The organism is Pyxidicoccus sp. M6, assembly GCF_055568925.1.
The window spans coordinates 12,296,386-12,320,858 of record NZ_CM145714.1 but is presented as its reverse complement, the minus strand read 5'-3'; the positions used below and the strand labels follow the sequence as shown (position 1 = coordinate 12,320,858).

The 24,473-nt window shown below is 70.5% G+C and carries 22 protein-coding genes and 1 pseudogene; 12 read left to right on the top strand and 11 right to left on the bottom strand.

Annotation, left to right across the window (positions count from 1 at the left end):
• Positions 1 to 499: 499 nt before the first annotated feature.
• The 7 genes from ACVTJA_RS48675 to ACVTJA_RS48645 all read left to right on the top strand — a co-directional run bounded on the left by ACVTJA_RS48675 (position 500) and on the right by ACVTJA_RS48645 (position 9,108).
• Positions 500 to 1,528: an ADP-ribosylglycohydrolase family protein gene (locus ACVTJA_RS48675; protein WP_465831256.1), complete on the top strand. Its 1,029-nt coding sequence runs from the start codon at positions 500 to 502 to the stop codon at positions 1,526 to 1,528.
• A 169-nt stretch (positions 1,529 to 1,697) separates the two neighbouring features.
• Positions 1,698 to 2,102 (top strand): phage holin family protein, encoded by a 405-nt coding sequence (locus ACVTJA_RS48670; protein ID WP_465831254.1) that lies wholly within the window; start codon positions 1,698 to 1,700, stop codon positions 2,100 to 2,102.
• Positions 2,099 to 2,608, top strand: coding sequence for a hypothetical protein (locus tag ACVTJA_RS48665; protein ID WP_465831252.1), 510 nt, complete (start codon positions 2,099 to 2,101; stop codon positions 2,606 to 2,608). The genes ACVTJA_RS48670 and ACVTJA_RS48665 overlap by 4 nt, the downstream gene beginning before the upstream one ends.
• Positions 2,609 to 2,659: 51 nt before the next feature.
• On the top strand, positions 2,660 to 3,961 hold the full coding sequence (locus ACVTJA_RS48660) for a cytochrome ubiquinol oxidase subunit I (RefSeq protein WP_465831250.1): 1,302 nt from the start codon (positions 2,660 to 2,662) through the stop codon (positions 3,959 to 3,961).
• Positions 3,951 to 4,970, top strand: a complete 1,020-nt coding sequence (locus ACVTJA_RS48655) for a cytochrome d ubiquinol oxidase subunit II (protein WP_465831248.1) — start codon at positions 3,951 to 3,953, stop codon at positions 4,968 to 4,970. Before ACVTJA_RS48660 ends, ACVTJA_RS48655 begins: the two co-directional genes overlap by 11 nt.
• A gap of 468 nt (positions 4,971 to 5,438) precedes the next feature.
• Complete coding sequence (locus ACVTJA_RS48650) at positions 5,439 to 8,219, top strand: hypothetical protein (protein ID WP_465831246.1); 2,781 nt, start codon at positions 5,439 to 5,441, stop codon at positions 8,217 to 8,219.
• Between the two features lie 439 nt (positions 8,220 to 8,658).
• Positions 8,659 to 9,108 (top strand): RrF2 family transcriptional regulator, encoded by a 450-nt coding sequence (locus ACVTJA_RS48645; RefSeq protein ID WP_465831244.1) that lies wholly within the window; start codon positions 8,659 to 8,661, stop codon positions 9,106 to 9,108.
• Between the two features lie 3 nt (positions 9,109 to 9,111).
• Here ACVTJA_RS48645 and ACVTJA_RS48640 read toward each other — a convergent pair whose 3' ends face one another.
• From ACVTJA_RS48640 to ACVTJA_RS48625, 4 genes are all read right to left on the bottom strand, one after another.
• Positions 9,112 to 9,627 carry a hypothetical protein gene (locus ACVTJA_RS48640; RefSeq protein WP_465831243.1) on the bottom strand — a complete coding sequence of 172 codons (516 nt, stop codon included), beginning with the start codon at positions 9,625 to 9,627 and terminating at the stop codon, positions 9,112 to 9,114.
• A gap of 57 nt (positions 9,628 to 9,684) precedes the next feature.
• On the bottom strand, positions 9,685 to 10,455 hold the full coding sequence (locus ACVTJA_RS48635; RefSeq protein WP_465831241.1) for an SDR family NAD(P)-dependent oxidoreductase: 771 nt from the start codon (positions 10,453 to 10,455) through the stop codon (positions 9,685 to 9,687).
• Between the two features lie 12 nt (positions 10,456 to 10,467).
• Positions 10,468 to 10,659, bottom strand: a complete 192-nt coding sequence (locus ACVTJA_RS48630) for a hypothetical protein (RefSeq protein WP_465831239.1) — start codon at positions 10,657 to 10,659, stop codon at positions 10,468 to 10,470.
• 707 nt (positions 10,660 to 11,366) lie between these two features.
• Positions 11,367 to 11,579: a hypothetical protein gene (locus tag ACVTJA_RS48625; protein WP_465831237.1), complete on the bottom strand. Its 213-nt coding sequence runs from the start codon at positions 11,577 to 11,579 to the stop codon at positions 11,367 to 11,369.
• A 164-nt stretch (positions 11,580 to 11,743) separates the two neighbouring features.
• Between ACVTJA_RS48625 and ACVTJA_RS48620 the strand changes: the two genes are divergently transcribed.
• Positions 11,744 to 11,926: a hypothetical protein gene (locus ACVTJA_RS48620; RefSeq protein ID WP_465831235.1), complete on the top strand. Its 183-nt coding sequence runs from the start codon at positions 11,744 to 11,746 to the stop codon at positions 11,924 to 11,926.
• Between the two features lie 30 nt (positions 11,927 to 11,956).
• Here ACVTJA_RS48620 and ACVTJA_RS48615 read toward each other — a convergent pair whose 3' ends face one another.
• The gene (locus tag ACVTJA_RS48615; RefSeq protein WP_465831234.1) at positions 11,957 to 12,919 is read right to left on the bottom strand and encodes an alpha/beta hydrolase family protein; all 963 of its coding nucleotides are present in this window, start codon (positions 12,917 to 12,919) and stop codon (positions 11,957 to 11,959) included.
• Between the two features lie 111 nt (positions 12,920 to 13,030).
• Between ACVTJA_RS48615 and ACVTJA_RS48610 the strand changes: the two genes are divergently transcribed.
• Entirely contained in the window at positions 13,031 to 13,927 is an 897-nt protein-coding gene (locus tag ACVTJA_RS48610) for a LysR family transcriptional regulator (protein ID WP_465831232.1), read from the top strand.
• A gap of 18 nt (positions 13,928 to 13,945) precedes the next feature.
• On the opposite strand, the gene ACVTJA_RS48605 is transcribed toward ACVTJA_RS48610, so the two are convergent.
• From ACVTJA_RS48605 to ACVTJA_RS48595, 3 genes are all read right to left on the bottom strand, one after another.
• A complete protein-coding gene (locus tag ACVTJA_RS48605) occupies positions 13,946 to 15,535 on the bottom strand; it encodes a glucose-6-phosphate isomerase (RefSeq protein WP_465831230.1) in 1,590 nt (529 codons plus the stop codon).
• A gap of 138 nt (positions 15,536 to 15,673) precedes the next feature.
• Entirely contained in the window at positions 15,674 to 16,573 is a 900-nt protein-coding gene (locus ACVTJA_RS48600) for a sterol desaturase family protein (RefSeq protein WP_465831228.1), read from the bottom strand.
• A gap of 10 nt (positions 16,574 to 16,583) precedes the next feature.
• A complete protein-coding gene (locus ACVTJA_RS48595; protein WP_465831226.1) occupies positions 16,584 to 17,249 on the bottom strand; it encodes a TetR/AcrR family transcriptional regulator in 666 nt (221 codons plus the stop codon).
• Between the two features lie 140 nt (positions 17,250 to 17,389).
• On the opposite strand from ACVTJA_RS48595, the gene ACVTJA_RS48590 reads away from it, so the two are divergent.
• Positions 17,390 to 18,256: a sulfotransferase domain-containing protein gene (locus ACVTJA_RS48590; RefSeq protein WP_465831224.1), complete on the top strand. Its 867-nt coding sequence runs from the start codon at positions 17,390 to 17,392 to the stop codon at positions 18,254 to 18,256.
• A 128-nt stretch (positions 18,257 to 18,384) separates the two neighbouring features.
• Positions 18,385 to 19,500, top strand: a complete 1,116-nt coding sequence (locus tag ACVTJA_RS48585; RefSeq protein ID WP_465831222.1) for an alpha/beta hydrolase — start codon at positions 18,385 to 18,387, stop codon at positions 19,498 to 19,500.
• Between the two features lie 6 nt (positions 19,501 to 19,506).
• Here the strand turns inward: ACVTJA_RS48585 and ACVTJA_RS48580 are convergent, their stop codons facing one another.
• The gene (locus ACVTJA_RS48580; protein WP_465831220.1) at positions 19,507 to 20,769 is read right to left on the bottom strand and encodes an amidohydrolase family protein; all 1,263 of its coding nucleotides are present in this window, start codon (positions 20,767 to 20,769) and stop codon (positions 19,507 to 19,509) included.
• Positions 20,770 to 21,057: 288 nt separating this feature from the next.
• On the opposite strand from ACVTJA_RS48580, the pseudogene ACVTJA_RS48575 reads away from it, so the two are divergent.
• Positions 21,058 to 21,462 (top strand): annotated as a pseudogene (locus tag ACVTJA_RS48575) (M23 family metallopeptidase); the annotation flags it as partial.
• Between the two features lie 231 nt (positions 21,463 to 21,693).
• Here the strand turns inward: ACVTJA_RS48575 and ACVTJA_RS48570 are convergent.
• Together ACVTJA_RS48570 and ACVTJA_RS48565 are read right to left on the bottom strand one after the other, a co-directional pair.
• Positions 21,694 to 23,391, bottom strand: a complete 1,698-nt coding sequence (locus tag ACVTJA_RS48570; RefSeq protein WP_465831218.1) for a GTPase — start codon at positions 23,389 to 23,391, stop codon at positions 21,694 to 21,696.
• A gap of 753 nt (positions 23,392 to 24,144) precedes the next feature.
• Positions 24,145 to 24,312 carry a hypothetical protein gene (locus tag ACVTJA_RS48565; RefSeq protein ID WP_465831216.1) on the bottom strand — a complete coding sequence of 56 codons (168 nt, stop codon included), beginning with the start codon at positions 24,310 to 24,312 and terminating at the stop codon, positions 24,145 to 24,147.
• Positions 24,313 to 24,473: the final 161 nt, after the last annotated feature.

Below are 24,473 nucleotides of genomic sequence, written 5' to 3'. Positions count from 1 at the left end.
CAGTATTTCCAGGCGCGACGCGGCGTCTATGTCGGGGCGGTGGACATGGGCACCGCTCCCGGGCCGTGGAGCGGGAAGGCCACCAGGCGGTGCGAGCTCACCTGCCCACGCCGCTCGTGTGCCGACATCCGCGCGCTGCTGCCACCTGTGCACCTGTCGTGCGCCACGCGTGTCGTGCGCGAAGCTTCTGGAGTTGGACACGTGTGCAGGTGCGTGGATGCGCGCGTGGCCGGACGCTTGCCGCGCGCGTGCTGGTTGCGGTAGTCAGCCCGCCCCCCGCACGCGCGTGAGTGCGTCCTTGGCGAGGGATGGAAGGTGGACGGTGATGACGGCGTGCGTGTTGGTGTATGGGGGCGGAGTGCCGCTTGCGCGGTGCACCACCAGAGCTGCCGAGCGCGCGTCAAGCCCCGGCATGCTTCTTCCCTTTCCCTCGTTCGCGCGTTTCTCGCGCTTCTCGCTGGCCGTCCGGCCCTGAGCCTCGGTTAATCTCGACGACCCCATGCCGCTGACTCCCGCCGAGCGCCAGGACAGGTTCCATGCGGCGTTCGTGGGCCTCGCCATCGGTGATGCGCTCGGCTTCCCGCTGAGAGGCATCCCGCCGGCGAGTCTCGCGCGGCTGCCCGGTCTGGCCGAGGACTTCGCGCCCCGGCCGCGCGGCAAGTTCGCCAAGGGCCAGTTCAGCGACGACACGCAGCTGCTGCTCGCGGCCGCGGAGAGCGTCATCCGCGAGGGCAAGGTGGACGGGCGCAGCGCCGCCGCGCACCTGGCGTGGCTGTGGCAGGAGGGCATCATCCTCCAGCCGCCCAAGAGCCTCGCGGACGCGCTGCAGCGGCTGGCCCGCGGGACGCCGTGGATGAGCGCGGGCGCGCCGCTCGGCATCAGGTGCCCGTCGGTGCTCAGCCGCGCGCTGGTGGTGGGCCTGCTGGAGAGCGGCCACCGCGCGCGCCTGCCGCACGACGCGGGCGTGCTCACCGTCATCACCCACAAGGACCCCGTCTGTGCCGCCGCCGCCGCCGCCTTCGCGCAGGCCACCGCGCTGGGCATGGAGGACGAGGCGCTGACGCCGGCCGCCTTCTGCGAGGAGCTGGCGCTGGCCGCCGCGGTGCACGACAAGGGACTGGCGGAGGAGGTCCGCCACCTGCCTCGCCTGCTCACGTGGGACACCGCGCGCGCGCTGGGGCAGCTTCGCAAGGTGGGCGTGCCGCCCAGTGAATTGAAGGGCGTGGACGGGCTGCCGGCGCACGTGGTGCCGGTGCTGCTCACGTCGCTGTACGCGGCGCTCAAGGTGCCGCACGACTTCCGCGAGGCCGTGGCCCTCACGCTGCGCTGTGGCGGCGAGGCGGACGTGGCCGCGGCGCTCACCGGCGCCCTCATCGGCGCGCACCTGGGCACGCGCGCGATTCCGGCGCGCCTGCGCAAGCAGGTGCTGTACGCGGAGAACCTCGTGGACACCGCGGACCGGCTCTTCCGAGCCCGCCAGGTGCGCGAGACGCTGGCCACCGCGCTGGCCCACCACCGCCGCCGCTGAGCTCTCCGGCTGGGGAGGCAGGCGGGCGGCCCTGGTGCCCCCGAGGGCTGGGACTTCTCCCGTGAATGCCTGCTGCCCACCTTGTGCGAAGGAGCGGGCCCGCATGGGTGCCGACCGGGCGTGCGAGCGCCCGGCGGGCCTGCGGAGCCAAGCGCAGGAGGCGCGAGTCGTGGACCTCGAATCGGAACGCCTGGAGCGGAGTCAACTGGAGTCCCTCTCCACGGCGGAGCTCATCCGGCATGCCCTGACGGAGTCCCGCCTGCTGGTGAGGGCCGAGCTGCTGCACGCGAAGAAGGAGCTGCGCGACGAGCTGAAGGCCGCGCGCACCGCCGGCATCTTCATCGGGGCGGGCGCGGTGCTGTCGCTCATCGCGCTGTCCTGCCTCTTCGTGGGGGCCGGGCTGGCCATTCCCCTGGAAGAGCCCTGGGACGTGCTGCTGATGGGCGTGGCCGTGCTCGCCGTTTCCGGCCTCCTGCTGTTCCTGGGCGTCAAGCGACTGCCCAGGAAGCCGCTGCCGCACACGCAGGAGCGGCTGAAGATGGACTACCAGCTCACGCGGGAGACGCTGCAATGAATGGCAACGGCCGCGACAAGGGCGCGGGCGGGCCGGTGGAAATCGAACGGCACGCCGAGCACCCCATCACCCGCGACATGGATGACCGGAAACAGGTGGAGCAGACGGCGGACCGCATCCGCGACGAGCTGCTGCTGACACTGGAGGAGCTCGACCGCCGCCGCGAGCGCGCGCTCAGCGTGCGCTACCAGGCGGGGCAGCACCGGGATGTGCTCATCGGCGTGGGCGCCGTGGCGATGGTGGCCGTGGGGCTGGGCGTGGGCTACGCCATCTACCGCTCGCGCCACCATGACGCGAAGCTGCGCCGCCAGCGCCGCGAGGCCCTGCGTCGTGCGTGGGAGCATCCGGACAGCGTTGCTTATGCGGCGAAGCAGCGCCCGCTGGCGGTGGAGCTGGGACGCAAGCTCGTCCTCATCTTCGCCACGTCGCTCGCCACGCGCGTCGCCCAGAACGCCGTGCGCACGCTGGTGCCCGCGGGACAGAAGCCCAACTACGCTGGAGGTTGATAGTAGAATAGGTAATTGCGACAAATTCGCACATAAAGCAGACTGATGCTCATGACGGACCTGCTCTATGCGCGGGCGCAGATGGGGCTGTCGCTCGCCTTCCACATCGTCTTCGCGGCGGCGGGGGTGGCGCTGCCGGTCCTCATGGTGCTGAGCGACCTGAAGGCGCGGCGCACGGGAGACCCCGACTACCGGCTGTTGAGCCAGAAGCTGGCGAAGGGGACGGCCATCCTCTTCGCGGTGGGCGCGGTGAGCGGCACGGTGCTGTCCTTCGAATTGGGCCTGCTGTGGCCCGAGTTCATGGGGCAGTACGGCGAGGTGATTGGGCTGCCCTTCAGCCTGGAGGGCGTGGCCTTCTTCACCGAGGCCATCTTCCTAGGCATCTACCTGTACGGGCGCGAGCGGGTGTCGCCGGGCCTGCACCTGTTCTCCGGCGTCATGGTGGCGGTGAGCGGCGCGGCCAGCGCCTTCTTCGTCACGCTGGTGAACACGTTCATGAACCACCCGTCGGGCTTCACGGCCACGCCGGGCGGGCCCACGGACGTGCAGCCGCTGGTGGCGATGTTCAGCCCCGGCTGGCAATACCAGACGTCGCACGTGCTGCTCTCCTGCTACCAGGCGAGCGCCTTCGCCATGGCGGGCATCCACGCCTTCGTGCTGCTGCGCCACCCGGGCGCGGCCTTCCACCGCAAGGCGCTCTCGGTGGCGCTGCCGCTGGCCTGCATCACCGCGCTGCTCCAGCCGCTGGTGGGGGATTTGTCCGCGAAGCACGTGGCGGAGGCGCAGCCGGTGAAGCTGGCCGCGATGGAGAGCCACTTCGAGACGCAGCGAGGTGCGCCGATACGACTGGGCGGAGGCGTGGAGATTCCGAAGGGGCTGTCCATCCTCGCCTTCGCGGACCCGGACGCGGAGGTGAAGGGGCTCAACGATTTCCCGCGCGACGAGTGGCCACCGGTGGAGAAGGTGCACCTGTCCTTCCAGGTCATGGTGGGCACGGGGAGCATCATGGCGCTGCTCGCGCTGGTGACGCTGGTGCAGCGGTGGCGGAAGAAGGCGTGGCCGGACGGGAAGTGGATGACGCGGGCGTGGCTGTTGGCCGGGCCGCTCGGGGTGATTGCACTGGAGGCGGGGTGGCTCGTCACCGAATGGGGCCGGCAGCCGTGGATTCTTCGCGGCGTCATGCGCACGGCGGAGGCGGTGACGCCGGTGCCGCACCTGTCGGCGCCCTTCTGGACGTTCACGGCGGTGTACCTCTTCCTCGGCGTCACCGTGGTGTTCCTCATGGTGCGGCAGGTGAAGGGCACGCTGCCGGGGCGGCCGCTCGCGAGCGGAGGTGAAGCGCATGTCCACTGAGATGATGCTCGGCTTCGCGGTGGCGGGGACGTTCGTCCTCTACGCGCTCTTCGGGGGCGCGGACTTCGGCGGCGGTGTCTGGGATTTGCTCGCCTCCGGGCCGCGCAAGCAGGAACAGCGTGCGCTCATCGCCCATGCGCTCGGGCCGGTGTGGGAGGTGAATCACATCTGGCTCATCGTCGGCGTGGTGCTGCTGTTCGCCGGCTTCCCTCGCGCCTTCGCGGTGCTGAGCGTGGCGCTGCACGTGCCGCTGACGCTGCTCCTCCTGGGCATCGTCTTCCGCGGCGCCGCCTTCACCTTCCGCACGTACGACACGCGTGGGGACTCGGTGCAGCGGCAGTGGGGGCTCGTCTTCAGCGTGGCCAGCGTCATGGCGCCGGTGTTGCTGGGGCTCTGCGTGGGCGCGGTGGTGAGCGGCGGCATCCGCGTGGAGGGCCGAGCGGTGGTGAGCGGCTTCTTCGCGCCGTGGCTCACGCCCTTCGCGTGGACGGTGGGCGCGCTGGCGCTGTGCCTCTTCGCCTTCCTCGCGGCGGTGTACCTCACGCACGAAGCGCCCACGCCCGAGCTGCGCGAGGATTTCCGCAAGCGCGCGTTGGGCGCGGGCGTGGCTGTCTTCGTCGCGGCGCTCGCGGTGCTCGTCTTCGCGCGCGAGGGCGCGCCCCGGGTATGGCAGGGATTGCTGCACTCTCCCTTCGCGCTGGCGCTGCACGCGGGCACGGCGTTGTCGGCGGTGACGGCCTTCGCCCTCCTGTGGACGCGGCGCTTCAAGTGGGCGCGCGTGGCGGCGGCCACGCAGGTGGGCCTCATCGTCCTCGGGTGGGCGGCGTCGCAGCACCCGTACCTCGTGGTGCCGGACGTCACGCTGAGCAGCGCCGCGTCCGGCCCCACCGCGCAGCGCATGTTGCTGGTGGCGCTGGTGGTGGGCGCGCTCACCGTGCTGCCCTCGCTCGTGCTCCTCTTCCGCGTCTTCCGGCCGGGGCCCCTGCCCTCCACGCGCACGGCGAAGTGAGCTGTTTCACAGGTTGGATTTGTTTCATCTGATATTCGTGTAAACCCCGGGAGTATTGGACAGACATGAATTGTCTGTCCCGAGGTCGCGGCCACCCCGCGCGTGTCTCGATTTCTGATTGCAGTTCAGGCGCCGTAAAAATGCCGTCCAGGTGGACGCGCGCCGCCGTGCGTTGCGCGCCGTGCGCAGCGGGTTACGCGCCTCGCATCGCGCGCTTCGCACCCTGTCCCTTGGTACAGCCTCGCTCCGGGTGAGGATGGGCTGGCTGTACGTTTTCCGTGTCTGGCTTTTCGAGGGGTGTGACGAGGCGTGACGGCGTCCAGGTCGCCCGTATCTCTGGCTCCCGAGTGAAACAAGCCATGGTGGCGGATGTGGTTCTGCATTTGTCGCACGCAAGGGATTGCGCCCATTGCGTTGGTAAAGGCAGACATGGGGGCGCACCGCTGCTCCTGGCTCGGAGGTCGCCGGATGGGTGTCATCACGCGTGCCGTCGTATTGTTGAGTCTCCTCGCGGTCCTGGCTCCGAAGGTGTCGTTGGCCTCGGACTCCTTCGTCAACTGGGAGGACCCGCACGTCCACCCGCTGGAGCTGACGCCGGACGGCACGAAGCTCCTCGCCGTCAACACCGCGGACAACCGCCTCCTGGTGTTCGACCTCACGTCGCGGCGCGCGCCGGAGTTGGTGGCCGCCATCCCCGTGGGGCTGGACCCGGTGTCCGTGCGCGCGCGCAGCAACACCGAGGCCTGGGTGGTGAACCACATCTCCGACAGCGTGAGCATCGTCGACCTGCGGCACGGCTACGTGCGCGCCACCCTCCAGACGGACGACGAGCCCGCGGACGTCGTCTTCGCGGGCTTCCCGCAGCGGGCCTTCATCACCTGCTCGCAGGTCAATCGCGTGTTGGTGGTGGACCCGTTCCGGCTCGGCGCGGAGCCCCGGCGCATCACCCTGAAGGGCGAGGACCCGCGTGCCCTCGCGGTCAGTGCCGATGGCCGCTTCGTCTACGCCGCCATCTTCGAGTCCGGCAACGGCAGCACCGTCATCGGCGGCGGGTCGCTGATTCCGAACGCGTTCCCTCCCAACGGCGTGGGTGACGCGCGCGGCCCCTACGGCGGCGTCAATCCTCCGCCCAACAAGGGTGACGCCTTCTTCCCCGCGCTCAACCCCGCCAACCCGCCGCCGCCCGCCGTGGGTCTCATCGTGAAGAAGGACGCGCGCGGCCGGTGGATGGACGACAACCGCGGCGACTGGACGGGCCTGGTGAGCGGCGCGCACGCCTCGGCGTCGGGGCGGCCCACGGGTTGGGACGTGCCGGACCGGGACCTCGCCATCATCGACACCGCCACCCTGGGCGTCACCTACGCCACGCGGCTGATGAACCTCAACATGGCGCTGGCCGTGCACCCGTCGGGCAGCGTCACGGTGGTGGGCACGGACGCCACCAACGAGGTCCGCTTCGAGCCCAACGTCAACGGCCGCTTCCTGCGCGTGCTGATGGCCACGGTGGACCCGCGCCGGCCGGCTTCGCGCTTACTGAACGATTTGAACCCGCACCTGGACTACTCGACGCCCACGGTGCCGCAGGCGGTGCGCAACCTGTCCGTGGGCGACCCGCGCGGCGTGACGTGGGACTCCACCGGCACGCGGGCGTACGTGACGGGCATGGGCTCCAACAACGTGGTGGTGATGGGGCCGAACGGCGCGCGGCTGGGCCAGGTGTCGGTGGGCGAGGGCCCCACGGGCATCGTCTTCGACGCCGCCCGTCAGCGCCTCTATGTGCTCAACCGCTTCGGGGCCAGCGTCTCCGTGCTGAGCGCGGACCGCTTCCGCGAGCTGTCGCGGGTGCCGTTCTTCGACCCGTCTCCCATGGCCATCAAGGTGGGCCGCAAGCACCTCTACGACACGCACAAGACGTCCGGCCTGGGGCACCTCTCCTGCGCGTCGTGCCACGTGGACGGGCGCATGGACAAGCTGGCGTGGGATTTGGGCGACCCGTCCGGCACCGTGAAGACGCTGGACGGGCAGAACCTGGGAATGGGCCTGGGCCTGCCGCCCTTCGAGTCGTGGCACCCGATGAAGGGCCCCATGACGACGCAGACGCTCCAGGACGTCATCGGCAAGGAGCCGCTGCACTGGCGTGGGGACCGGGCGAGCCTGGAGGAGTTCAACCCCGCCTATGAGCACCTGCAGGGCGACGACAAGCAGCTCACCCCGAAGGAGATACGTGAGCTGCGCTCCTTCCTCGCGACGCTGACCTTCCCGCCCAACCCGTTCCGCAACCTGGACAACTCGCTGCCGAAGGACCTGCCGCTGCCGGGCCACTTCACCACCGGCCGCTTCGGCCTCGCCGGACAGCCGCTGCCCAATGGCAACGCCATCAATGGCCTGAGCATCTTCCGTCCGCCGCGCCTGCTCGCGCAGGGGCTGTTCGCGTGCAACACGTGCCACACCTTTCCCTCGGGCGTGGCCACCAACATGACGTGGACGGGCGCCATGTACATGGACCTGCCGCGCGGCGAGAAGGGCGAGTTCCACCACGCGCTCGTGTCCACCGACGGCAGCACCAACGTCACGCTGAAGGTGCCGCAGCTGCGCAACCTCTACGAGAAGGTGGGCCTGGAGCTGTCCCAGAAGGAGAGCCTCTCCGGCTTCGGCTTCATCCACGACGGCAGCGTGGACTCGCTGGCGCGCTTCGTCACCGAGCCCACCTTCTTCCCGACCAGTGACCAGGAGGTGGCGGACCTGGTGGCGCTGCTCTTGTCCTTCTCGGGCTCGGACCTGCCGAAGGGCTCGCCCACGGAGTTCTTCCTTCCGCCCGGGCCGGACAGCCAGGACTCGCACGCGGCCGTGGGCCAGCAGGTGACGCTGGGCTCCACGGGGGCCTCGCCCGCGCAGCTCGGCCGCGTGCTGCTCTTCATGTCCCTGGCGGAGAAGGGGAAGGTGGGCCTCGTGGTGAAGGGACGCCAGCAGGGCAGGTCGCGCGGCTACACCTACGTGCGCGGCGGCGTGTTCCAGTCCGACCGCGAGGCGGAGAAGGTCAACGCGTACGTCCTCATGGCCCGTGCCCACGAGGGCAGCGAGCTGACGTACACCGTCGTCCCCGCTGGCACCGAGTGGCGCATCGGCGTGGACCAGGACGAGGACGGCACGTTCGACGGCGACGAGAAGGACCGCGACCTGCGCGCGGAGACGTCCGACGACGACGACGTGGCCGAGGTGGCGGCGGGGCCGGTGGGAGCGTCGCGGTAGAGCATCCATCTGCCAGGGCCCGTCACGGAGCCGGAGTCCGGTGGCATGACGTGGCCGAGGTAGCGTCGCGGTAGGGCCTCCGGCCGCACGGCTCCATCACGGAAGCGGAGTCCGGGCCCACACCCGGGCTCCGCTCTTCGCGTTGGTGGAGAGGAGGAGAGGGCGGCCCGGGGCTACGTCTCGCGGGCAGTGTCCGCTCCAGGACGTCCGTTGCGCCTGCCCAGGGAGTCCCGGAATTCAGTGTTTACGCGCCCTTGCCCGGTCTCGGGCATGTCGCGGGCGGGGGCCATGGTTACCCACCCGGGACACGGGGTGTGAAGGGGTGTGGACATGGGGTGGCAGCGCTTCCGAGCGAGGGGTTGCGCGCGCAATTCCAGGGCGATACGTCACCCGTGGGCTTCATCGGAGGTCGGAGGACGCTGTGAATTGCCGCTTCACCATGGCCGCGCACATGCTGGGAATGCTGGCCTGCGCCGAGCGTGAGGCGCGGGGCTCCCTGACGTCCGAGAGCATGGCGCGCAGCATCCAGACGAACCCGGTGGTGGTACGGCGGCTGCTGAGGGATTTGGCGCGCGCGGGATTGGTGGAGACGAAGCGAGGCGTGGGCGGCGGCGTGTCCCTGGCACGTGGCCCGGAGGAAATCACACTGCGCGACGTGTACGAGGCGGTGGAGGAGGACGCGGAGTTGCTCGGCCGCTATCCGTCCGGGCCCAACCAGACCTGCGACATGGCCCCCATGGTGGCTGACTACCTGGAGGGCGTGGTGGGGCGCGCGGAGTCCGCCTTCAAGCAGAGCCTGGAGTCCACCACGCTGGCGATGATGTCCCGCGAGCTGGCCGCCCGCGTCCGCCGCACCCGAAGCCCCCGCCGACGCGCGGCCGGGACCTGAGCCTCAGGCCGTGGCGGGAGGCCAGACGGCTTTCGGCTCCTCGTCCCCGCGGGCCCGCAGGATGCTGGCGCCCTCGAGCAGGTCCTCGGAGTCGAGCGCCTCCACCACGGTGCGCACGCCCGCGTCCGGGTCCATGACGAGACAGTGCACGCGCAGGCGCTGCTCCTTCATCTCCCCGCCCTCGACTTCGCCGTTGCCCGTCCAGCCGAGCGCGTCCGTGAGGAGCTCCTCCACGGCGACGCGCTTCTCGACGTCGTGCCCGGAGCCCTTGCCCTCCACGGGGTACTGGACGATGAGGGTGTGCATGGCGTCCGGTTCGGGTTCGTCATAGCCCTGGTCCACCAGCGGGCCGGCGGCCTCGGCGATGGCCATGTCCGGGTCCTCGTCGGCGGGGACGGGCTGCTGGTGCTCCTCGCCCACCTGGCCCACGACGCCCTGGTGCACGGTGAGCACGCCTTCGTGCACCCACGCCTCCCAGTAGCGGAGGGTGTCGCCTTCCTTCTTGTAGAGCTTCAGCACGCGTGCGGCCTCATGCGGTGGGCGCCTCCATAGCACGGGGCGCGGCGGGGCTGTCCGTCAGAAGGCACGGCCCTGTCCACCATCCACCGGGAGGGTGGCCCCTGTCACCCAGCGGGCCCGCTCCGAGCAGAGGAAGGCCACCACGTCGGCCACCTCCTCAGGGGCGCCGAAGCGGCCCCAGGGCAGCTCGTCGCGGACGAGCTTCGCCACCTTCTCCGGGTCGGCCTGCATGCGTTTGTCCCAGCTTCCGCCGGGGAAGAGGATGGAGCCCGGGGCCACGCCGTTGACGCGGATGCGGTGGCGGGCGAGGTCCACGGCCATCTCCTTGGTGAGCGCGGTGAGGCCGGCCTTGGCGGTGGTGTAGGGCGCGCTGGTGGCGTACTCGCGGCCGTAGATGGAGTTGATGTGGACGATGCAGCCGCCGCCCTGGGCGCGCATGACCTCCACGGCGCGCTGGCTGCACCAGACGGCGGACATGAGATTGCGGTCCATGACGGAGGCCCACTGCGCGACGGTGGCCGAGTCGAACGCGCCCGCGCCGCCGCTACCGCCCACGTTGTTGACGAGGATGTCCAGCCGGCCGAAGGCCTTCACCGCCGCGTCCACCGCCGCCACCGCGCCGGCCTGCGTGGCCACGTCCGTCACGGTGGTGACGACGTCCGCGCCCGAGGCGCGGAGCTCCGAGGCCGTGGCTTCGAGTGCCTCCTCGCCGCGCGCTGTGAGACAGACGCGCGCGCCCTCGCGGGCGAGCACGGTGGCGATGGCCCGGCCGATGCCCCGGCTGCTGCCGGTGACGAGGGCCGTCTTTCCTCTGAGCTCCAGGTCCATGGGGAGGGCGTTCTAGCGCTTCGGGCGGTAGTCGGGTTGGCACACGTACGGGCGCTTTTTGGACCAGCGCCCGCAGTGGTAGCCCGGTGCACAGGTGTCGGGGCCTTCGGGGTCGCAGGACGGCTCGCACTGGTACTTGTCGCAGGTGAAGCCCTGCGGACACTCGGGGCGGCCGGGCTTGCCGCACTTGAGGACGCATTGCATCCACATCTCTCCCGGGCGGCTGGCTTCGTAATTGACCTCGCACTGCTGTCCGTCCGGGCAGGGAGTGTTCTGGCAATCCGCGCCATGAACGACGGCGCATGCGGAGATTCCTTCTTCGTGCCGGATGCACCGCTGGCCCTCGGGACATCCTCGGGCTTCACACGTGGGCAGACAGATGGGGCCTGGCTTCACGTCTCCGCAGAAGAAGCCCTCAGGGCAGCTCGCGGAGTCATCCAGGTTGCACGTGCGGCCACACCATCCCAACCAGCCTCCGCACACCAGTCCGGGGTGACAGGCGTCGAGCGGGTCCAACGTGTAATCCACGCATGGCTCACCTTCCTGTCGAACGCCAATGGCAACGCAGTACCGCACACGGAGCTCGCTGCCGAAGGTCGTCAGGCTCTGGCAGGTCTGCCCTTCTCCGCAGTGGGCATCCGTGGTGCATTCGCTGTCGGTGCAGTACCGCTTTCCGAGTTGGCTGTCCCAGAAGCACGCCAGGGGGGCCTCGCAGTCCGCGGGTTTCCTGCACTTGTCCTGATACGTCACCCGCCGCATGCGCTCATCGTGGGAGAGCATGGGAACGGTGAGTGCCGCGTCCGGAGATGGAGGAGGTGCCTGCGCCCTGTCATGCAAGGCGCTGCCCAGAACGAGGGCCAATGGCAACGGGAGAAGGAGCGCTGCGAAGGCACCCAAGCCGGTTCGCCAGTTCATTCGCCGCACACCTCGATGCATTCCCTACTGTCTTCGTGGCCCTTGCAGAGTCTGGCGTAGGTCTTCTGGTCGCACTCCTCTGTCTCCAACTGCTCCTTGGTATCCGCATGCGCGGCCCGGTCCAGGATGCCGTCACGCTTGTGCATGGTGGGACATGCCGACGTCAGTGACACCGTGAGCACCCAAAGACAAACAGCCGACCAGCGCATGGCTCCTCCTGTCCTGGATGGCTCCAGGGGCGGAAGGGACGTGTCGCGGGCTCGGCGTATCTGGAGGAGGTGAGGGCCCTTCCTTCGCGTCCATGCTACCAGCCGGGCACGACGTGAGCGGGGGCCTCCGTCCTTCAGTCCACACCCGCTAGGATTCCGGTCTGATGTCCGCGCCCGCCGCTGAACCCTCTCCTCCCGTCCCCGCTCATCCGGGCCTCCGCGCCATGACGCCTCCCAGGTTCGGGATGCCGTTGAAGCAGGTGCTCGACGAGCCTGCGCGTGAGCGGCTCGTGCTGGTGACGGGCCTGCGGTGCAGCGACGTGCCCGTGCAGCGCGCCACGCTTTGAGCGCATGGCGCGCCAGGCTTCAGCGGAACGTCACGCCACCTGCGCGTAGCGCGGGGACAGCGCCTTGTCCGCGAGCCAATCCGCGGCGTCCGCCCACAGCGAGTCGCGGAAGGTCTCACGGAAGAAGCCGAAGTGGCCGATGGGCCGGCCCAGCTCCCTCGGAGACAGCAGCTTGTGGTCCACGAGGGCATCCGCGTAGAAGCTCAGCAGCTCGCGCACGGCCTCGGGCGAGCCGATGGGGTCGTCCGTGAAGCTGTAGGCCCGCAGCGGCAGGTACAGCGACGCGTAGGCCTCGCGGCGCGGCTCGCCGCCCTCGCTCAGCAGGTACTTGGGGGACAGGCACCAGCGCGCCCACTGCTCGGCAACGCCCGCGGGCAGGTCCTCGTCCGTGCCGGCCCAGCCGGGCAGCTTCCCGAAGGCCTTCACCAGCAGCGGCGCCAGCACGCGCCAGTTGAGCGCCATGCGCAGCCGCTGGGGGAACAGCTTGTAGTACCCGGAGCCCGACGCCACCGTGAGCATTGCCGTCACTTGCGTCGCGTTGTCCGCCAGCCCGAGCAACTGTCCGCCCGCGCTGTGGCCCACCAGCAACACGCGCCGGCCCGGGAAGCGCTCGCGCACGGTGTCGATGACGGACGCCAGGTCCAGCGTCCCGAAGTCCTCCATCGTCGCGCCGAAGCCCTTCAGCGTCTCCGGACGCGAGGCGCCGATGCCCCGGTAGTCGAACGTGATGGCGGGCAGTCCCCGCCGGGCGAGGTACGCGGCGAAGCGCGCGTAGTACCGCTGCCGCACCCCCATGGCCGAGCCGATGATGACCACGCCGCCCAGCTCCGCGCCCATATTGGGGAAGAGCGTGCCGGAGAGCGCGTAGCCGTCGCGCGCCCGGATGGGGAAGGGCACTCCCGGGCCGCTGTCCAGGGTGAGGCTCGCCTCGTCCACCACCGTTTCCCGTGCCGCCGGGCCCACTGTCTGCTCGAGCGTCGCCGCGTGAGACATGTCCGTCCTCCTGTCCGCGCGGGGCCGACTTGCGGACCCCCGCAGGGCGGGAGATAGCCTCGGCAAGGCTGCATGCATGCAGGGCTTTGCTGCATCATTGCAGGCATGGACATGCGATGGGATGACCTCCGGTACCTGTTGGCGGTGGCGCGCCAGGGCTCGCTCGCGGGCGCGGCGCGCGAGCTGCGCGTGGACGCCACCACGGTGGGACGACGGCTGGACGCGCTGGAGAAGTCGCTCGGCACGCGGCTGGTGCTGCGCGGTGCGCGGACGCTCGCCCTCACGGAGGCCGCGGAGGCGGTGGTGGCGCGGGCGCGGGAGATGGAGGAAGGGTTGCGCTCGCTGCACGACGCGGTGGGCACGGAGGCCCGTCCCGTCGGCACGGTGCGGCTCACCGCCACCGAGTACCTGGCCCACGCGCTGCTTGCCCCGCGCCTGGGGGAGCTGCACGCGCGGCACCCCGGGCTGGACCTGGAGCTGGTGGCGGGCAGCGAGCTGGTGGACCTGCAGCGCGGAGACGCGGACCTCGCGCTGCGGATTGCGCCGCCTCGGGGCGACGCGCTGGTGGTGCGCAAGGTGGGCGAAATCGCCTTCGCCATGTACGCGGCGCGTGGCTACCTGCGCCGTCACGGCGCGCCCCGGCCCGGGGACTTCCACGGGCACTGCGTGCTCGTCTACCGGCCGTCCCTCACCTCCGGCGCCGAGTCCGAGGAATTGAAGCGACTGACGGCGGGCGCGCGGCGGCTGCTCCAGAGCAACAGCACCGGAGTGCTGCGCGAGGCGGCCGCGGCGGGGCTGGGGGTGGCGCTGCTGCCGTGCCTCAGCGGAGAGCGAGACTCACGGCTGACACGCGTGGGGGCGGACGTCCTGGCGAAGCGCCCGCTCTGGCTGGTGTTCCACAAGGACCTGCAGCGGAGCCCCCGCGTGCGCGCCGCGTCCGACTGGCTGGTGGAGCTGTGCCGGAAGGAGCGCGCGGGGCTCGCAGGCGCGGAGGGAGGGGCGCGGTAATGCCGCGCCCCTCGCGCCTCACTTCAGCCGGAACCGCGCCTCCGCCGGGTTCGTCCCGCCGGAGCGCTGCACGCCGCGGTCCGGGTTGGCGGCCAGGTGCTCCAGCACCTTGAACACCGTCTCCACCTCGTCCGGCTTGCCGATGTCCGCCGCGAGCTGCTCCGCCGAGCGCGCCTCCGCACGGGCCTCGCCCAGCCGCGCCATCACCTTGCGCTGCACGTCCAGCACCACGCCCGCCGCCTTCTTGCCCGCCTCGACGCCCGGCTGGTGGTACGCGTTGATGTGCACGAGGCTCGCGTAGAAGCCCACCGCGCGCTCGTACAGCGCAATCAGCGCGCCCACCGTGCGCGCGCTCACGTCCGGCACGGTGAGGGTGAGCGACTCGCGCCCCTTCTCGAACAGCGCGCGCCGCGTGCCCAGCAGGAAGCCCAGCAGGTAGTCCCCGCTGGTGACACCGGGCTCCACCTCGAACACGGGGCCCGGCCGGTCCTTCAGCACCTCGATGAAGGTGGCGAAGAAGTTGTGCACGCCCTCTCGGAGCTGCTGCACGTACGCGTGCTGGTCCGTGGAGCCCTTGTTGCCGTAGACGGCGATGCCCTGGTTCACCACCTTGCCGTCCAAATCGAGCTCCTTGCCCAGCGACTCCATGACGAGCTGCTGGAGGTAGCGCGACATCAGCAGCAGCCGGTCCTTGTACGGCAGGATGACCATGTCCTTCGCGCCGCGCCCTTCGCCTGCCTGGTGCCACATCAGCGCCAGCAGCGCGGCCGGGTTCTTCGCCACGTCCCGCTGCCGCGTCGCCACGTCCATGTCCCGCGCGCCCGCCAGCATCCCGTCGATGTCCAGCCCCTGCAGCCGCGCCGGCAACAGGCCTACCGCCGACAGCACCGACGTGCGCCCGCCAACCCAGTCCCACATGGGGAAGGTGCGCAGCCAGCCCCCCTTCTTCGCGGTGGTGTCCAGCTCGCTGCCCGCGCCGGTGACGGCCACCGCGTGCTTGCCGAAGTCGAGCCCCTTCGCCTGGTACGCGCGCTCGGCCTCCAGCATGCCGTTGCGCGTCTCCTTGGTGCCGCCCGACTTGCTGATGACCACCGTCAGCGTCTGGGCCAACGTGTCACCGAGCTGCGCCACCACGCGGTCCATGCCGTCCGGGTCCGTGTTGTCGAAGAAGAACACCTGCATGGCGTCCTTCTCCGTGCCCAGCGCGTCCGCCACGAGCTGCGGCCCCAGCGCCGAGCCGCCGATGCCCACCAGCAACAGCCGCGTGAAGCGCTGCGCCTTCTGCGGCTTCAGCGTGCCGGAGTGCACGTCGCGCGCGAAGGCATGCACGGCCGCCACCGTGTCGGTGATTTCCTTCTTCAGCCCCGCGTCCGGCGCCAGCTCCGGCGCGCGCAGCCAGTAGTGGCCCACCTTGCGCTTCTCGTCCGGGTTGGCGACGGCGCCCTTCTCCAGCGCCTCCATGTCGGAGAAGGCTTCTTCCATGCGCGGACGCATCCGCTCCAGGAAGTCCGCCGGGAAGTTCATGCGCGAGACGTCGAGCGAGAACCCCACGGACGGCACGACACACAGGTAACGCTGGTACCGCTCCCACAGCTCTCGCTCGGTCATGGCTCCTCTGTCTCCTGGAAGTGCACGCGCGAAAAGATGCCGCGTGGCTTAGCGCCTCCGCTTGCGGGTGGGAAGCCGCTCGCGAGGGCATCCGGGAGTCAGGAAGCCAGTGCTCAACACCTCACGGCGCGCATGCCCTCAGGCCGACGGACGGGCCGCCTCCGGGGCTGGCGGCACGGGAGGCACGGGCTCCGCCGGCTTCCATGCCGGATTCCGGAAGATGTAGCCCAGCCGCTGGCTCAGCGGGCCGGGCTTCCTCGCGTCGCGGATGATGGCGGCCAGTTCGTGCGTGGCGATGCGCAGCGGGTTGTACGTGTGGATGTTCTTCGTCAGCCCGTACACCGGCTTCTCCATCTCGGGCTCGAAGCTGCCGAAGAGCCTGTCCCACAGCATCAGGATGCCCGCGTAGTTCTTGTCGAGGTAGCGCGGGTTGGCGGCGTGGTGCACGCGGTGGTGCGAGGGCGTGTTGAAGAGCCACTCGATGGGGCGCGGCAGCTTTCCAATCGCCTCGGTGTGAATCCAGTACTGGTAGAGCAGGTTGAGCCCCTGCTGGATGAAAATCATCGCCGGGTGGAAGCCGAGCAGCGCGAGCGGCGCCCAGAAGGGCCAGCTCGTGATGACCAGCCACGGCTGCCGCAGCGCCGTGGAGAGGTTGTAGTGCTCGCTGGAGTGGTGCACCACGTGCGACGCCCAGAAGATGCGGCTCTCGTGGTGGACGCGGTGGTACCCGTAGTAGCAGAGGTCCTCGAGGAAGAAGAGCATCACCCACGCCGCCACGCCCGAGCCCATGCGCAGCGGCGTCCACTCGTACAGCACGACGTAGCCCGCGAAGGCGACCAGCTTCCACCCCAGCATGAGCGCCGAGTAGCCCAGGCCCATGGTGAGGCTGGCAATCGTGTCCTTCCACGTGTGGCCCACCAGCGGACGGCCCTCGTCCCGACGCTTCCTCACCCACAGCGCCTCGGCGATGACCGTGATGACGAACACGGGGATGGCGGGGGTGGTGACGTCGGGGATTTGAGCCAAAGACACGTCCATGACGGGCCTCCTATGGACGGGAGCGGCGGCGAGGCCGCTCCGCTGCGGGTGAGAACGCGGAGCGCAGGAAGCGCGTGAGGGTGTCCAGCATGCGGCGGTGCGCCGGGTCATTCGGGCGGGCGCTGCCGCCGACGACGGCGCCCTGCACCGCGTCAAGCGCCAGCTCCACCACGTCGTCGAACTCGGGGTGGGTGGAGGCCACCTCGGGGAACAGCTCGCGCGCCACGCGGTGCAGGTTCTGCCGGTGCGGGCCGTCCACCGCCTCCAGCGCCGCCCGCAACTCCGGGTCCGTGCGCGCCGCTACGTACAGTTCAATCGCCGCCTGCAACTCCGGCCGCTGGTACGCCGCCCACAGCATGTCCACCGCCGCGGCCACGCGGTCCCTCCCCGAGGGCCGTGCCCCCACGCCCGCCAGGTAGTCCTGGATGATGCGCGGGAAGAGGTGCTCCACCGAGGCGGCGAGCAGCTCCTCCTTGGTGTCGAAGTGCGTGAAGAGCGCGCCCTGCGACAGGCCCGCCCGCTTCGCCACCTCCACCGTCGTCAGCCGCGCGTGGCCCAGCTCCACCAGCGTGGAGATGGTGGCGTCCAGCAGCTTGCGCCGCGTCGTCTCCCGGCGCTCCTGCTGGGTGCGGCGCGGCGGGCGCGCCTCTTCCGGAGGAGAGGTCTTCGAGGCCATTCCTCCAAAAGAATAGCGCCGAACTTAACGAGTGACCAGTCACTAAGTTGAAACCAGGCGGTAAAGCTGGGGCTCCGCTGGTTGGGTGTAATATCCGGGCTCCCCCTCTCTTCCTTGAATGCACGTCTGAGAAACTACCCATGCGGTGGCTGACGAAACTCTTTCTGACGCTCTCAACCCTGCCGTTGAACCTGCTTGGCATCGCCCACTTCCAGATCGCCCGGATGCGGGAGGTAGCCCGATTCCGCCTGGAGTTCCGGCCCCGGCCCGACGACATCTACATCGCGACGTATCCCAAGTCGGGCACCACCTGGACGCAGATGCTGCTGGTGCAGTTGCTGAATCAGGGCAACGCGGAGTTCGACCACATCCTCCAGAAGTCGCCGTACCTGGAGGAATGCATCAAGAACCAGCGCTTCGACTACCTGGAGCGGCTGCCCTCACCGCGCATCTTCAAGACGCATATGTCGTACGAGCGTCTGCGGCACGCGAAGGACGCGCGAATCCTCTTCATCACCCGGGACTCGAAGGACACCTTCATCTCCTGCTACCACCACCACGAGCTGGCACGCCGGTGGCGCACTCCGTTCGACCGCTTCATGAACGAGATGGTGAACGGGCGCGGCTTCTTCATGAGCTGGTACCGGTACATGCGCTCGTGGATGCCACACCGGAATGACCGCAACGTGCTGTGGCTGCGCTACGAGGACATGCGCAAGGACTTGGAGGCACAGGCACGGCGCATCGCGGCCTTCCTCAACATCCCGGTGCAGGAGGAGAGCATGGCGGCCATCCTGGAGAAGGCCAGCTTCGAGTACATGCGCCAGCACAACCACAAGTTCGACTTCCGCACGGCGATTTACGAGGAGTCTCCCGGGACGTTCATCCGCCAGGGCGGCAGGGGTGGACCGAAGCAGCCCATGCGTGAGGAGCACGTCGCCGAGTTGGAGAAGAACCTGGTGAAGCTCCGCGGAGAGCTGCAGCTGAAGGACACCGAGGTCTCCTAGCGGCACGGAGTCCCACGGGGGCGCTCGGCATGGGTGCGCCCCTCCGTTCGAGACCGCTCACGGACGGTTCCGGACCGCTCGGCCACCGAGGCCCCGCTCCGCTCCTCTGGAGGGCCATGCTCGGCGCCATGGCTCATTCCTCCTCCGTGTCGGTGATTCAGCACCCGGTGACTCCCACCGCTCCCTCCACCGTGAGGTCCTCGCGGCGGGGTGGCGGGCGGATGTTCGTGCTGGGACTCCTCGTCGCGCCGCTGGCGGTGCTGCTCGTGACGGTGGCGGCGTACATCGGCGCCTCGCCTTCGGGGTGGGGCTACGCCGTGGGCTTCGCGCTGGTGTCACTCGGCCTGCTCGCGCCGCCCGGGCGGCGGGGGCTGGCGCAGGCGGGGCTCGCGCTGATGGTGCTCGTCGCGGTGGGGCGGCTGGTCTTCGCGAGGGGCACGCAGCTCGACACGCAGCTCCTGCCGGAGGGTGGCCATCGGTGGGTGAACCGGCTCGTCGCGGAGCGGGATGGGACGCTGCTTGCGGGGCATCTGCTGGTGCGCTCCGGGCGGCTGCCGCGCTCGGACTCGCGCGAGTTCCTCCCCGCGCTGGAGGCGGCGTTCGACCGGATGGACGCGTACGAGGGCGCGCTCTCCACGCCCGCAGTGGCCACGTACCTGGGTCTCCAGTCTCCGGAGTCCTTCGATGCGGTGGTCATCCCTCCGCGGGGTGACGCCGCGCCACGGACGGCCGTCGTCTTCCTGCACGGCTTCGCGGGCAACTTCGCGGTGTACTGCTGGGAGATGGCGCAGTCGGTGCAGTCCATCTCCGCGCTCACGGTGTGTCCCTCGGTGGGGCCGGCGGGGGACTGGTGGTCGCCGCAGGGGGAGCGGACGCTGGAGAAGACCTTCGCGTGGCTGGCGGACCGGGGCGTCCGCCGCGTCTACCTGGGAGGCCTGTCGAATGGCGGCGTGGGGGCCAGCATCCTCGCGGGCCGCGTGTCCCATCCGCGCCTGGAGCTGCGAGGCCTGGTGCTCGTGTCCGGCGCGGATTCGCGTGCGTCGCCGCCGCACGTGCCCACGCTGATGGTGCAGGGGCGGCACGACTCGATGATGCCCACGCGCTCCATGCGCGCCTTCGCGGAGCGCCTGGGCCGGCGCGGGACATACGTGGAGCTGGACAGCGGGCACTTCGCCTTCCTCGACCGCCATGTCGAGTGCGAGCGCGCCATCTCCACGTGGCTCGCCGCCCGTGAGCGGGAGTGAGGGCGGCTACGGCAGCTTCTTCACCTCCGCCTCCACCTCCGCGAGCATCGCGTCCAGCTCCGCGCGCGGCAGCCACCGGCCTCTCAGCACCATGCCGTGGAGGTCCCGTGTGTGGCGCACGTCCTCGCGAGGGTCCGCGTCCAGGAGCAGCAGGTCCGCGCGCTGGCCGGGCGCCACCGTTCCCCAGGTGTTGGATTCGCCCAGGTACTCCGCCGCGCCGCGCGTGGCCGCCTCCAGCACCGCGCGCGCCGGCAGCCCCGCTCCGGCCAGGGCCTCCATCTCCCGGTGCACCGCGAAGCCCGTCACCATGAAGAACTGCGGCGAGTCCGAGCCCACCAGCAGCCCCGCTCCCTTCTCGTGCAGCGCGCGCACCACCTGCCGCCGCAGCTCCACGAAGCGCTGCCTCCGCGCGGCGGGCGCTCCCGCGAATTCGGGGGCGGACAGCTCCTTCGTCCACGCCTCCACCGCGGCGGCGGGCACGTAGCGCAGCTCCGGCCTCGCGCGCAGCGTGTCCAACTGGTCCGCGTTCGAGAGCAGCTCGAAGAGCTCCAGCGTGGGCGAGCTCCACACGCCCGCCTTCCGCGTCGCCTCCGCCAGCGCGGGGATACGCGCCGCGTCCATCCGCTCCACCGCGTCGGTGAAGTCAATCTGGTCCACCACCGCCGTGTCTCCCGGAGGCAGCAGCGCGGACAGCCAGCCGTCGAGGTGCTCCACCTGCTGCCCCGACTCCAGCGCGTGCGCGAGCCCCACGTCCGGCGTCACGTGGCCGCTCACCCGCAGCCCCTGCGCCTTCGCCTCGGCCACCATCGCGTCGTACGTCTCGCGGCCCAGCCCGCCGTGCGTCTTGAGCAAGTCGAAGCCCGCGGCCTTCTGCTCGCGCACGCGCTGCCGGGCCTGCTCCGGCCCCTTCACCGACCCACCATGAAAGGACGGGCCCGCCACCAGCAGCCGGGGCCCGAGCACCTCTCCGTTCTTCACGCGCTCGCGCAGCGCGAGCCCCGTCGGCGCGGCCCCCAGTGCGCGCGCGGTGGTGACGCCGTTGGCGAGCAGCAGCCGGAGCTGCCGGCCCGCGGAGTCGCTCGCCTCCCCGGTGCCCTGCTGGAGGTGCAGGTGCATGTCCACCAGCCCCGGCATGAGCCAGCGCCCATGGCCGTCCACGCGCGCGGCACCCGAGGGCACGGGCGTGCGGGCGGACGGCCCCACCGCGACGATGCGGTCGCCATCCACGAGCACCGTTTGAGCCACGAGCGCGTCGCTTCCACGCGTCATGGGCAGCACCGTCACTCCCACCACGGCCAGGGTGGCGTGGGGCGCCAGGGATTGCGCTTCCGGTGTGGAAGCCCCGGCCGCTCCGGGCCCGCTACGGCAGGCCGTCAAGCAGACGAGCAGCCAGAAGCTCCACCGCCATCGCTGTGATTTTCGCTCGGAAAGCATGCGTTGAGACCTCCAGGAAGGAGAACGGAGCACAGGGCCCCCGGTCGCAGGGCACTCGGGCTTCTGGGAAAATGACACAGGAAATACCGGGGGCACTTGCCTCCGTTGTCGACCCGCCCCGATATGAACCTTTCCGCTCTCCTCCTTGGTTCTCTCCTGGCTTCGGCCCCCGCGGTTTCCCCCTCGACTGCTTCCCTGCAGGGCGACAACACTCCCGAGGTCGCCATCCCGTTCGCCTGTGGCCGCATCTACACGGTGAGCCAGGGGCACGACACGGGCAGCCACCAGAACAATGACACCTACGCGTGGGACTTCCGCATGCCGGAGGGCACTCCCATCGTCGCCGCTCGCGACGGCGTGGTGCGGCTGGCACGCGGTGACAGCACGTCGGGTGGCTGCGACGAGAAGTTCGCGCCGCAGGCCAACTACGTCGTCATCTCCCACGGCGACGGGCTGGAGACGCAGTACCTCCACTTCAACGCGGTGGTGGTGAAGCCCGGTGAGCGCGTGAAGGAAGGCCAGCTCATCGGCTTCTCCGGCGCCACGGGCTGGGCCTGCGGTGCGCACCTGCACTTCAAGGTGGCGCGCGAGGTGGGTAGGGGCTGGAACAACCCGTCCGTGCCGGCGCGCCTCGTCGGCTATGGCGACCCGGTGCGCGACACGCGCGTCTCCGCGCCTGTCTGCAAGGACGCGGGTCCGCAGACGCTCATGGCCAACAGCGAGGGCTCGCACACGCCGGGCACGGCGGTGGACTCCATGTCACCTGAGCGCCAGCAGGCGCTTCGCGGCCTCCCGCCCGGTGCGCAGTCCATCATCGACGGCCTCAATCAGCCTCCCGCCCAGGGCGGCCAGGGCCTCGACGAAACGAGCACGCCCCGCCGTACCCGCACGGCGAGCGGCCCCAGCGAGACTCGCTGACGCCAGCAGCGCGCCCGCTCCGGCGAGCAGCATGAAGAGGGCCCCCGCGTTGAGGAAGTACTCCAACGGCAGCAGGGGGCCCTCCACGTAGGCCCGCACCACGCGGTAGCCCACGTGTCCCAAGAGGCCCAGCAGCGGCAGGTTGATGAGCGGCAGCACCAGCCATCTCGCGGTGCGCCACCACCCCGCCACTGCTTCTCCCACGCCCGTCGTCGCGGTGTAGCGCCAGGCTCCGGCGCGGGCCGCGCGCACCTCCTCGAGCAGCGCGTCCACGTCCGGCACGCCGAGGAGTGAAGGCTCCAGGCCTCCGGCCCGCACCACGCTGCGCGCCTCCGCGAGCGCCGTGCGCGCGGCGGACTCCACGCCGAAGTCGTCCTCGAAGGGCTCCACTACCGCGGCCTCCGCGGCCCGAGCGCGCGTGCGTCCTCGCACCGCGTCCAGGGCGGTGGAGGCGGCCGCGACGGCGAGGCCCGCGGGCAGGCTGGCGCGTCCCACGAGGGCCGCCGCACCGAGGCCACTCGCGCCCCACAGCGACAGCCGGAGTCCCCAGGCCGCGGGGCCCCAGAAGCGGCCCGCCGCCTGACGCCGCACCTCGGCCGCGAGGTGCCCGTGCGCGAGCCGCAGCCGCGCGTCGAAGTCCGCGCGCAGACCCTCCGACGCCTTCTCCAGTCCGGAGCCCAGCGCGTCGCGAGTCTTCGCGAGCAGGGCGTCCGTTTCCTTCAGCGCGGCCTCCACGCGGGAGGTCACTTCCTCGAACGCGCCGACGGCATTGGTGCGCCGCACGCGCGCGGCCACGGCCTGGGTGGCGAGCCCGCGCAGGTGGAAGAGGAGGGCGCCGAACTCGCCGGACACGTCGCGGCCGTCCTTGGCCGCGAGCGCGCTGATGGCGAAGACGGGCACGTCCTGCTGGGCGAGGCCGTATTGTTCTGAGGCCACGCGGCGGACCTGGGCCTTGAGGGACTCGCGCGACTCGGGGGAGAGCTCGTCCGCGAAGTTGAGGATGAAGACGAGCGAGCGGCGGCGGGCGAACTCCGTGAGGAACTCCACTTGCGAGGCTTCAGCCACGCTGCCGCGGTGCATGACGACGAGCGCCACGTCGGCGCGCTCCAGGGCGGCGCGTGCCACGTCGCGGTGGGTGGTGGCCACGCTGTTGAGGTCCGGCGTGTCGATGAACACCTGGCCGCCCCAGAGCCCCTGTGGACCGGGGGCGTAGCGGATGACGCGCGCGCCCGTCTGGGCGAGGGCGTCCGCGGCGGCGCCATCGGGAGCGAAGACAGTGGCGGCGGTGCTGGTGGGCCGGTCCACGCCTTCGCGCGACAGGGGCTGTCCGGCCAGCGCGTTGAGGAGGGTGGACTTGCCCGCGCCGGTAGCGCCGACGAGCGCCACGGCAAGCGGGGCGTCCTTGCGCGCCATGCCGCGCGAGTAGTCGTCCACGAGCCGCTCCAGTCGCGCCGCGTGCGGTTGCAGCGCGGGCAGCTCCAGGGCGGTCTTCAGGAGGGTGCGAAGGGCTTCAGGGTCGGGGAGGCTCGTCTCGTCCACGCGGGAGAGAGACTGTCCCGGCTGCGTGCGGGTGACTACGAAGAAGATGCGCCGAGGGTGCGCCAGCGTGCATTTCCCAGCGGGGGCCGACTGGCCGGAGGCGGGTGGCCGCGGAATGACGGTTCATTCCGCGAGCGCGCTCCGTGTGGGGCGGAACGGAGTGCGAGGACTTGCGTCCTGTCGCAAGAGGATGGGCCGCCCCATCGCCAGCCAAGGCGGAATGAAGGTTCATTCCGCGAGTGCGCCGCTCGGAGGCGAGGACCGAATGCGAGGAGCTGCGTTTCGCCGAAAGGGGGACGAGGCAACCCCACGGTCGGGAACGGCGGAATGAAGCTTCATTCCACGAGCGTGGCACCCAGAGGACGAGACGGAGTGCGAGGGCTGCGGTTTGCCACCCAGAGGGGAGAAGGGAACCCCGCCTGCCGGGAGCGGCGGAATGACGGTTCATTCCGCGCGTACGTCGCCCGAAGGAGCGTTGTCGTTTCCAGCCTGATGAGGGGGGCTGTGTGCCCGGAAGCCCATGGCCGCGGAATGAAGGTTCATTCCTTGAGGCCGTCGTCCGCGGGGGCAGGAGCGTGTTCTTGGAGAATGGGGCGACACAGCAGCACCCGGTGTTCGTCACAGCGGAATGACGGTTCATTCCGCATGTCCGCCGCCCGAGGGTATGGATGGCCGCGTCGTGAATGGGCCCGGAGGCGGAAGGGGCCGGCGGGGACCGGCATGCGGTTCCCGCCGGGATGGAGGACTCGGTGGTCAGCAGCCGGAGCAGCCGTCGGGCTCTTCACCACAGGCGAGGGTGGTGTACTCCGGGCACTTCGGCGGCTTGTCCTTCTTCGGCTGCTGTCCGGCGCCGCCACGGATGCGGGCCAGGTCCTGCACGAACAGCTCCTTCACCTTCTTCACCTTCGTCTCGGTGCTCATGGTGCTCTCCGTGTCGGGGCGCGAGGAGTGCCGGCCCGCGCGTGCGCCCCGTGCTTCCGCTTCGGGCCTCTTCGGCCAGGGGAGAACGGTGGGCATGCGTGGGCCTTTTCCGCCGGAAGCCTTTACAGGCCGGTGCGCACGGGCAGGCCTCCTTACGCGGA

Excerpts from the sequence above, each read along its gene's own strand:
- ACVTJA_RS48615 (WP_465831234.1), bottom strand. The coding sequence starts at position 12,919 with ATGTCTCACGCGGCGACGCTCGAGCAGACAGTGGGCCCGGCGGCACGG.
- ACVTJA_RS48620 (WP_465831235.1), top strand. The coding sequence starts at position 11,744 with ATGTCCGCGCCCGCCGCTGAACCCTCTCCTCCCGTCCCCGCTCATCCG.
- ACVTJA_RS48610 (WP_465831232.1), top strand. The coding sequence starts at position 13,031 with ATGCGATGGGATGACCTCCGGTACCTGTTGGCGGTGGCGCGCCAGGGC.
- ACVTJA_RS48580 (WP_465831220.1), bottom strand. The coding sequence starts at position 20,769 with ATGACGCGTGGAAGCGACGCGCTCGTGGCTCAAACGGTGCTCGTGGAT.
- ACVTJA_RS48590 (WP_465831224.1), top strand. The coding sequence starts at position 17,390 with ATGCGGTGGCTGACGAAACTCTTTCTGACGCTCTCAACCCTGCCGTTG.
- ACVTJA_RS48630 (WP_465831239.1), bottom strand. The coding sequence starts at position 10,659 with ATGCAATGCGTCCTCAAGTGCGGCAAGCCCGGCCGCCCCGAGTGTCCG.
- ACVTJA_RS48660 (WP_465831250.1), top strand. The coding sequence starts at position 2,660 with ATGACGGACCTGCTCTATGCGCGGGCGCAGATGGGGCTGTCGCTCGCC.
- ACVTJA_RS48595 (WP_465831226.1), bottom strand. The coding sequence starts at position 17,249 with ATGGCCTCGAAGACCTCTCCTCCGGAAGAGGCGCGCCCGCCGCGCCGC.
- ACVTJA_RS48675 (WP_465831256.1), top strand. The coding sequence starts at position 500 with ATGCCGCTGACTCCCGCCGAGCGCCAGGACAGGTTCCATGCGGCGTTC.
- ACVTJA_RS48565 (WP_465831216.1), bottom strand. The coding sequence starts at position 24,312 with ATGAGCACCGAGACGAAGGTGAAGAAGGTGAAGGAGCTGTTCGTGCAG.
- ACVTJA_RS48650 (WP_465831246.1), top strand. The coding sequence starts at position 5,439 with ATGGGTGTCATCACGCGTGCCGTCGTATTGTTGAGTCTCCTCGCGGTC.
- ACVTJA_RS48585 (WP_465831222.1), top strand. The coding sequence starts at position 18,385 with ATGGCTCATTCCTCCTCCGTGTCGGTGATTCAGCACCCGGTGACTCCC.
- ACVTJA_RS48635 (WP_465831241.1), bottom strand. The coding sequence starts at position 10,455 with ATGGACCTGGAGCTCAGAGGAAAGACGGCCCTCGTCACCGGCAGCAGC.
- ACVTJA_RS48625 (WP_465831237.1), bottom strand. The coding sequence starts at position 11,579 with ATGCGCTGGTCGGCTGTTTGTCTTTGGGTGCTCACGGTGTCACTGACG.
- ACVTJA_RS48665 (WP_465831252.1), top strand. The coding sequence starts at position 2,099 with ATGAATGGCAACGGCCGCGACAAGGGCGCGGGCGGGCCGGTGGAAATC.
- ACVTJA_RS48645 (WP_465831244.1), top strand. The coding sequence starts at position 8,659 with ATGGCCGCGCACATGCTGGGAATGCTGGCCTGCGCCGAGCGTGAGGCG.
- ACVTJA_RS48655 (WP_465831248.1), top strand. The coding sequence starts at position 3,951 with ATGTCCACTGAGATGATGCTCGGCTTCGCGGTGGCGGGGACGTTCGTC.
- ACVTJA_RS48605 (WP_465831230.1), bottom strand. The coding sequence starts at position 15,535 with ATGACCGAGCGAGAGCTGTGGGAGCGGTACCAGCGTTACCTGTGTGTC.
- ACVTJA_RS48600 (WP_465831228.1), bottom strand. The coding sequence starts at position 16,573 with ATGGACGTGTCTTTGGCTCAAATCCCCGACGTCACCACCCCCGCCATC.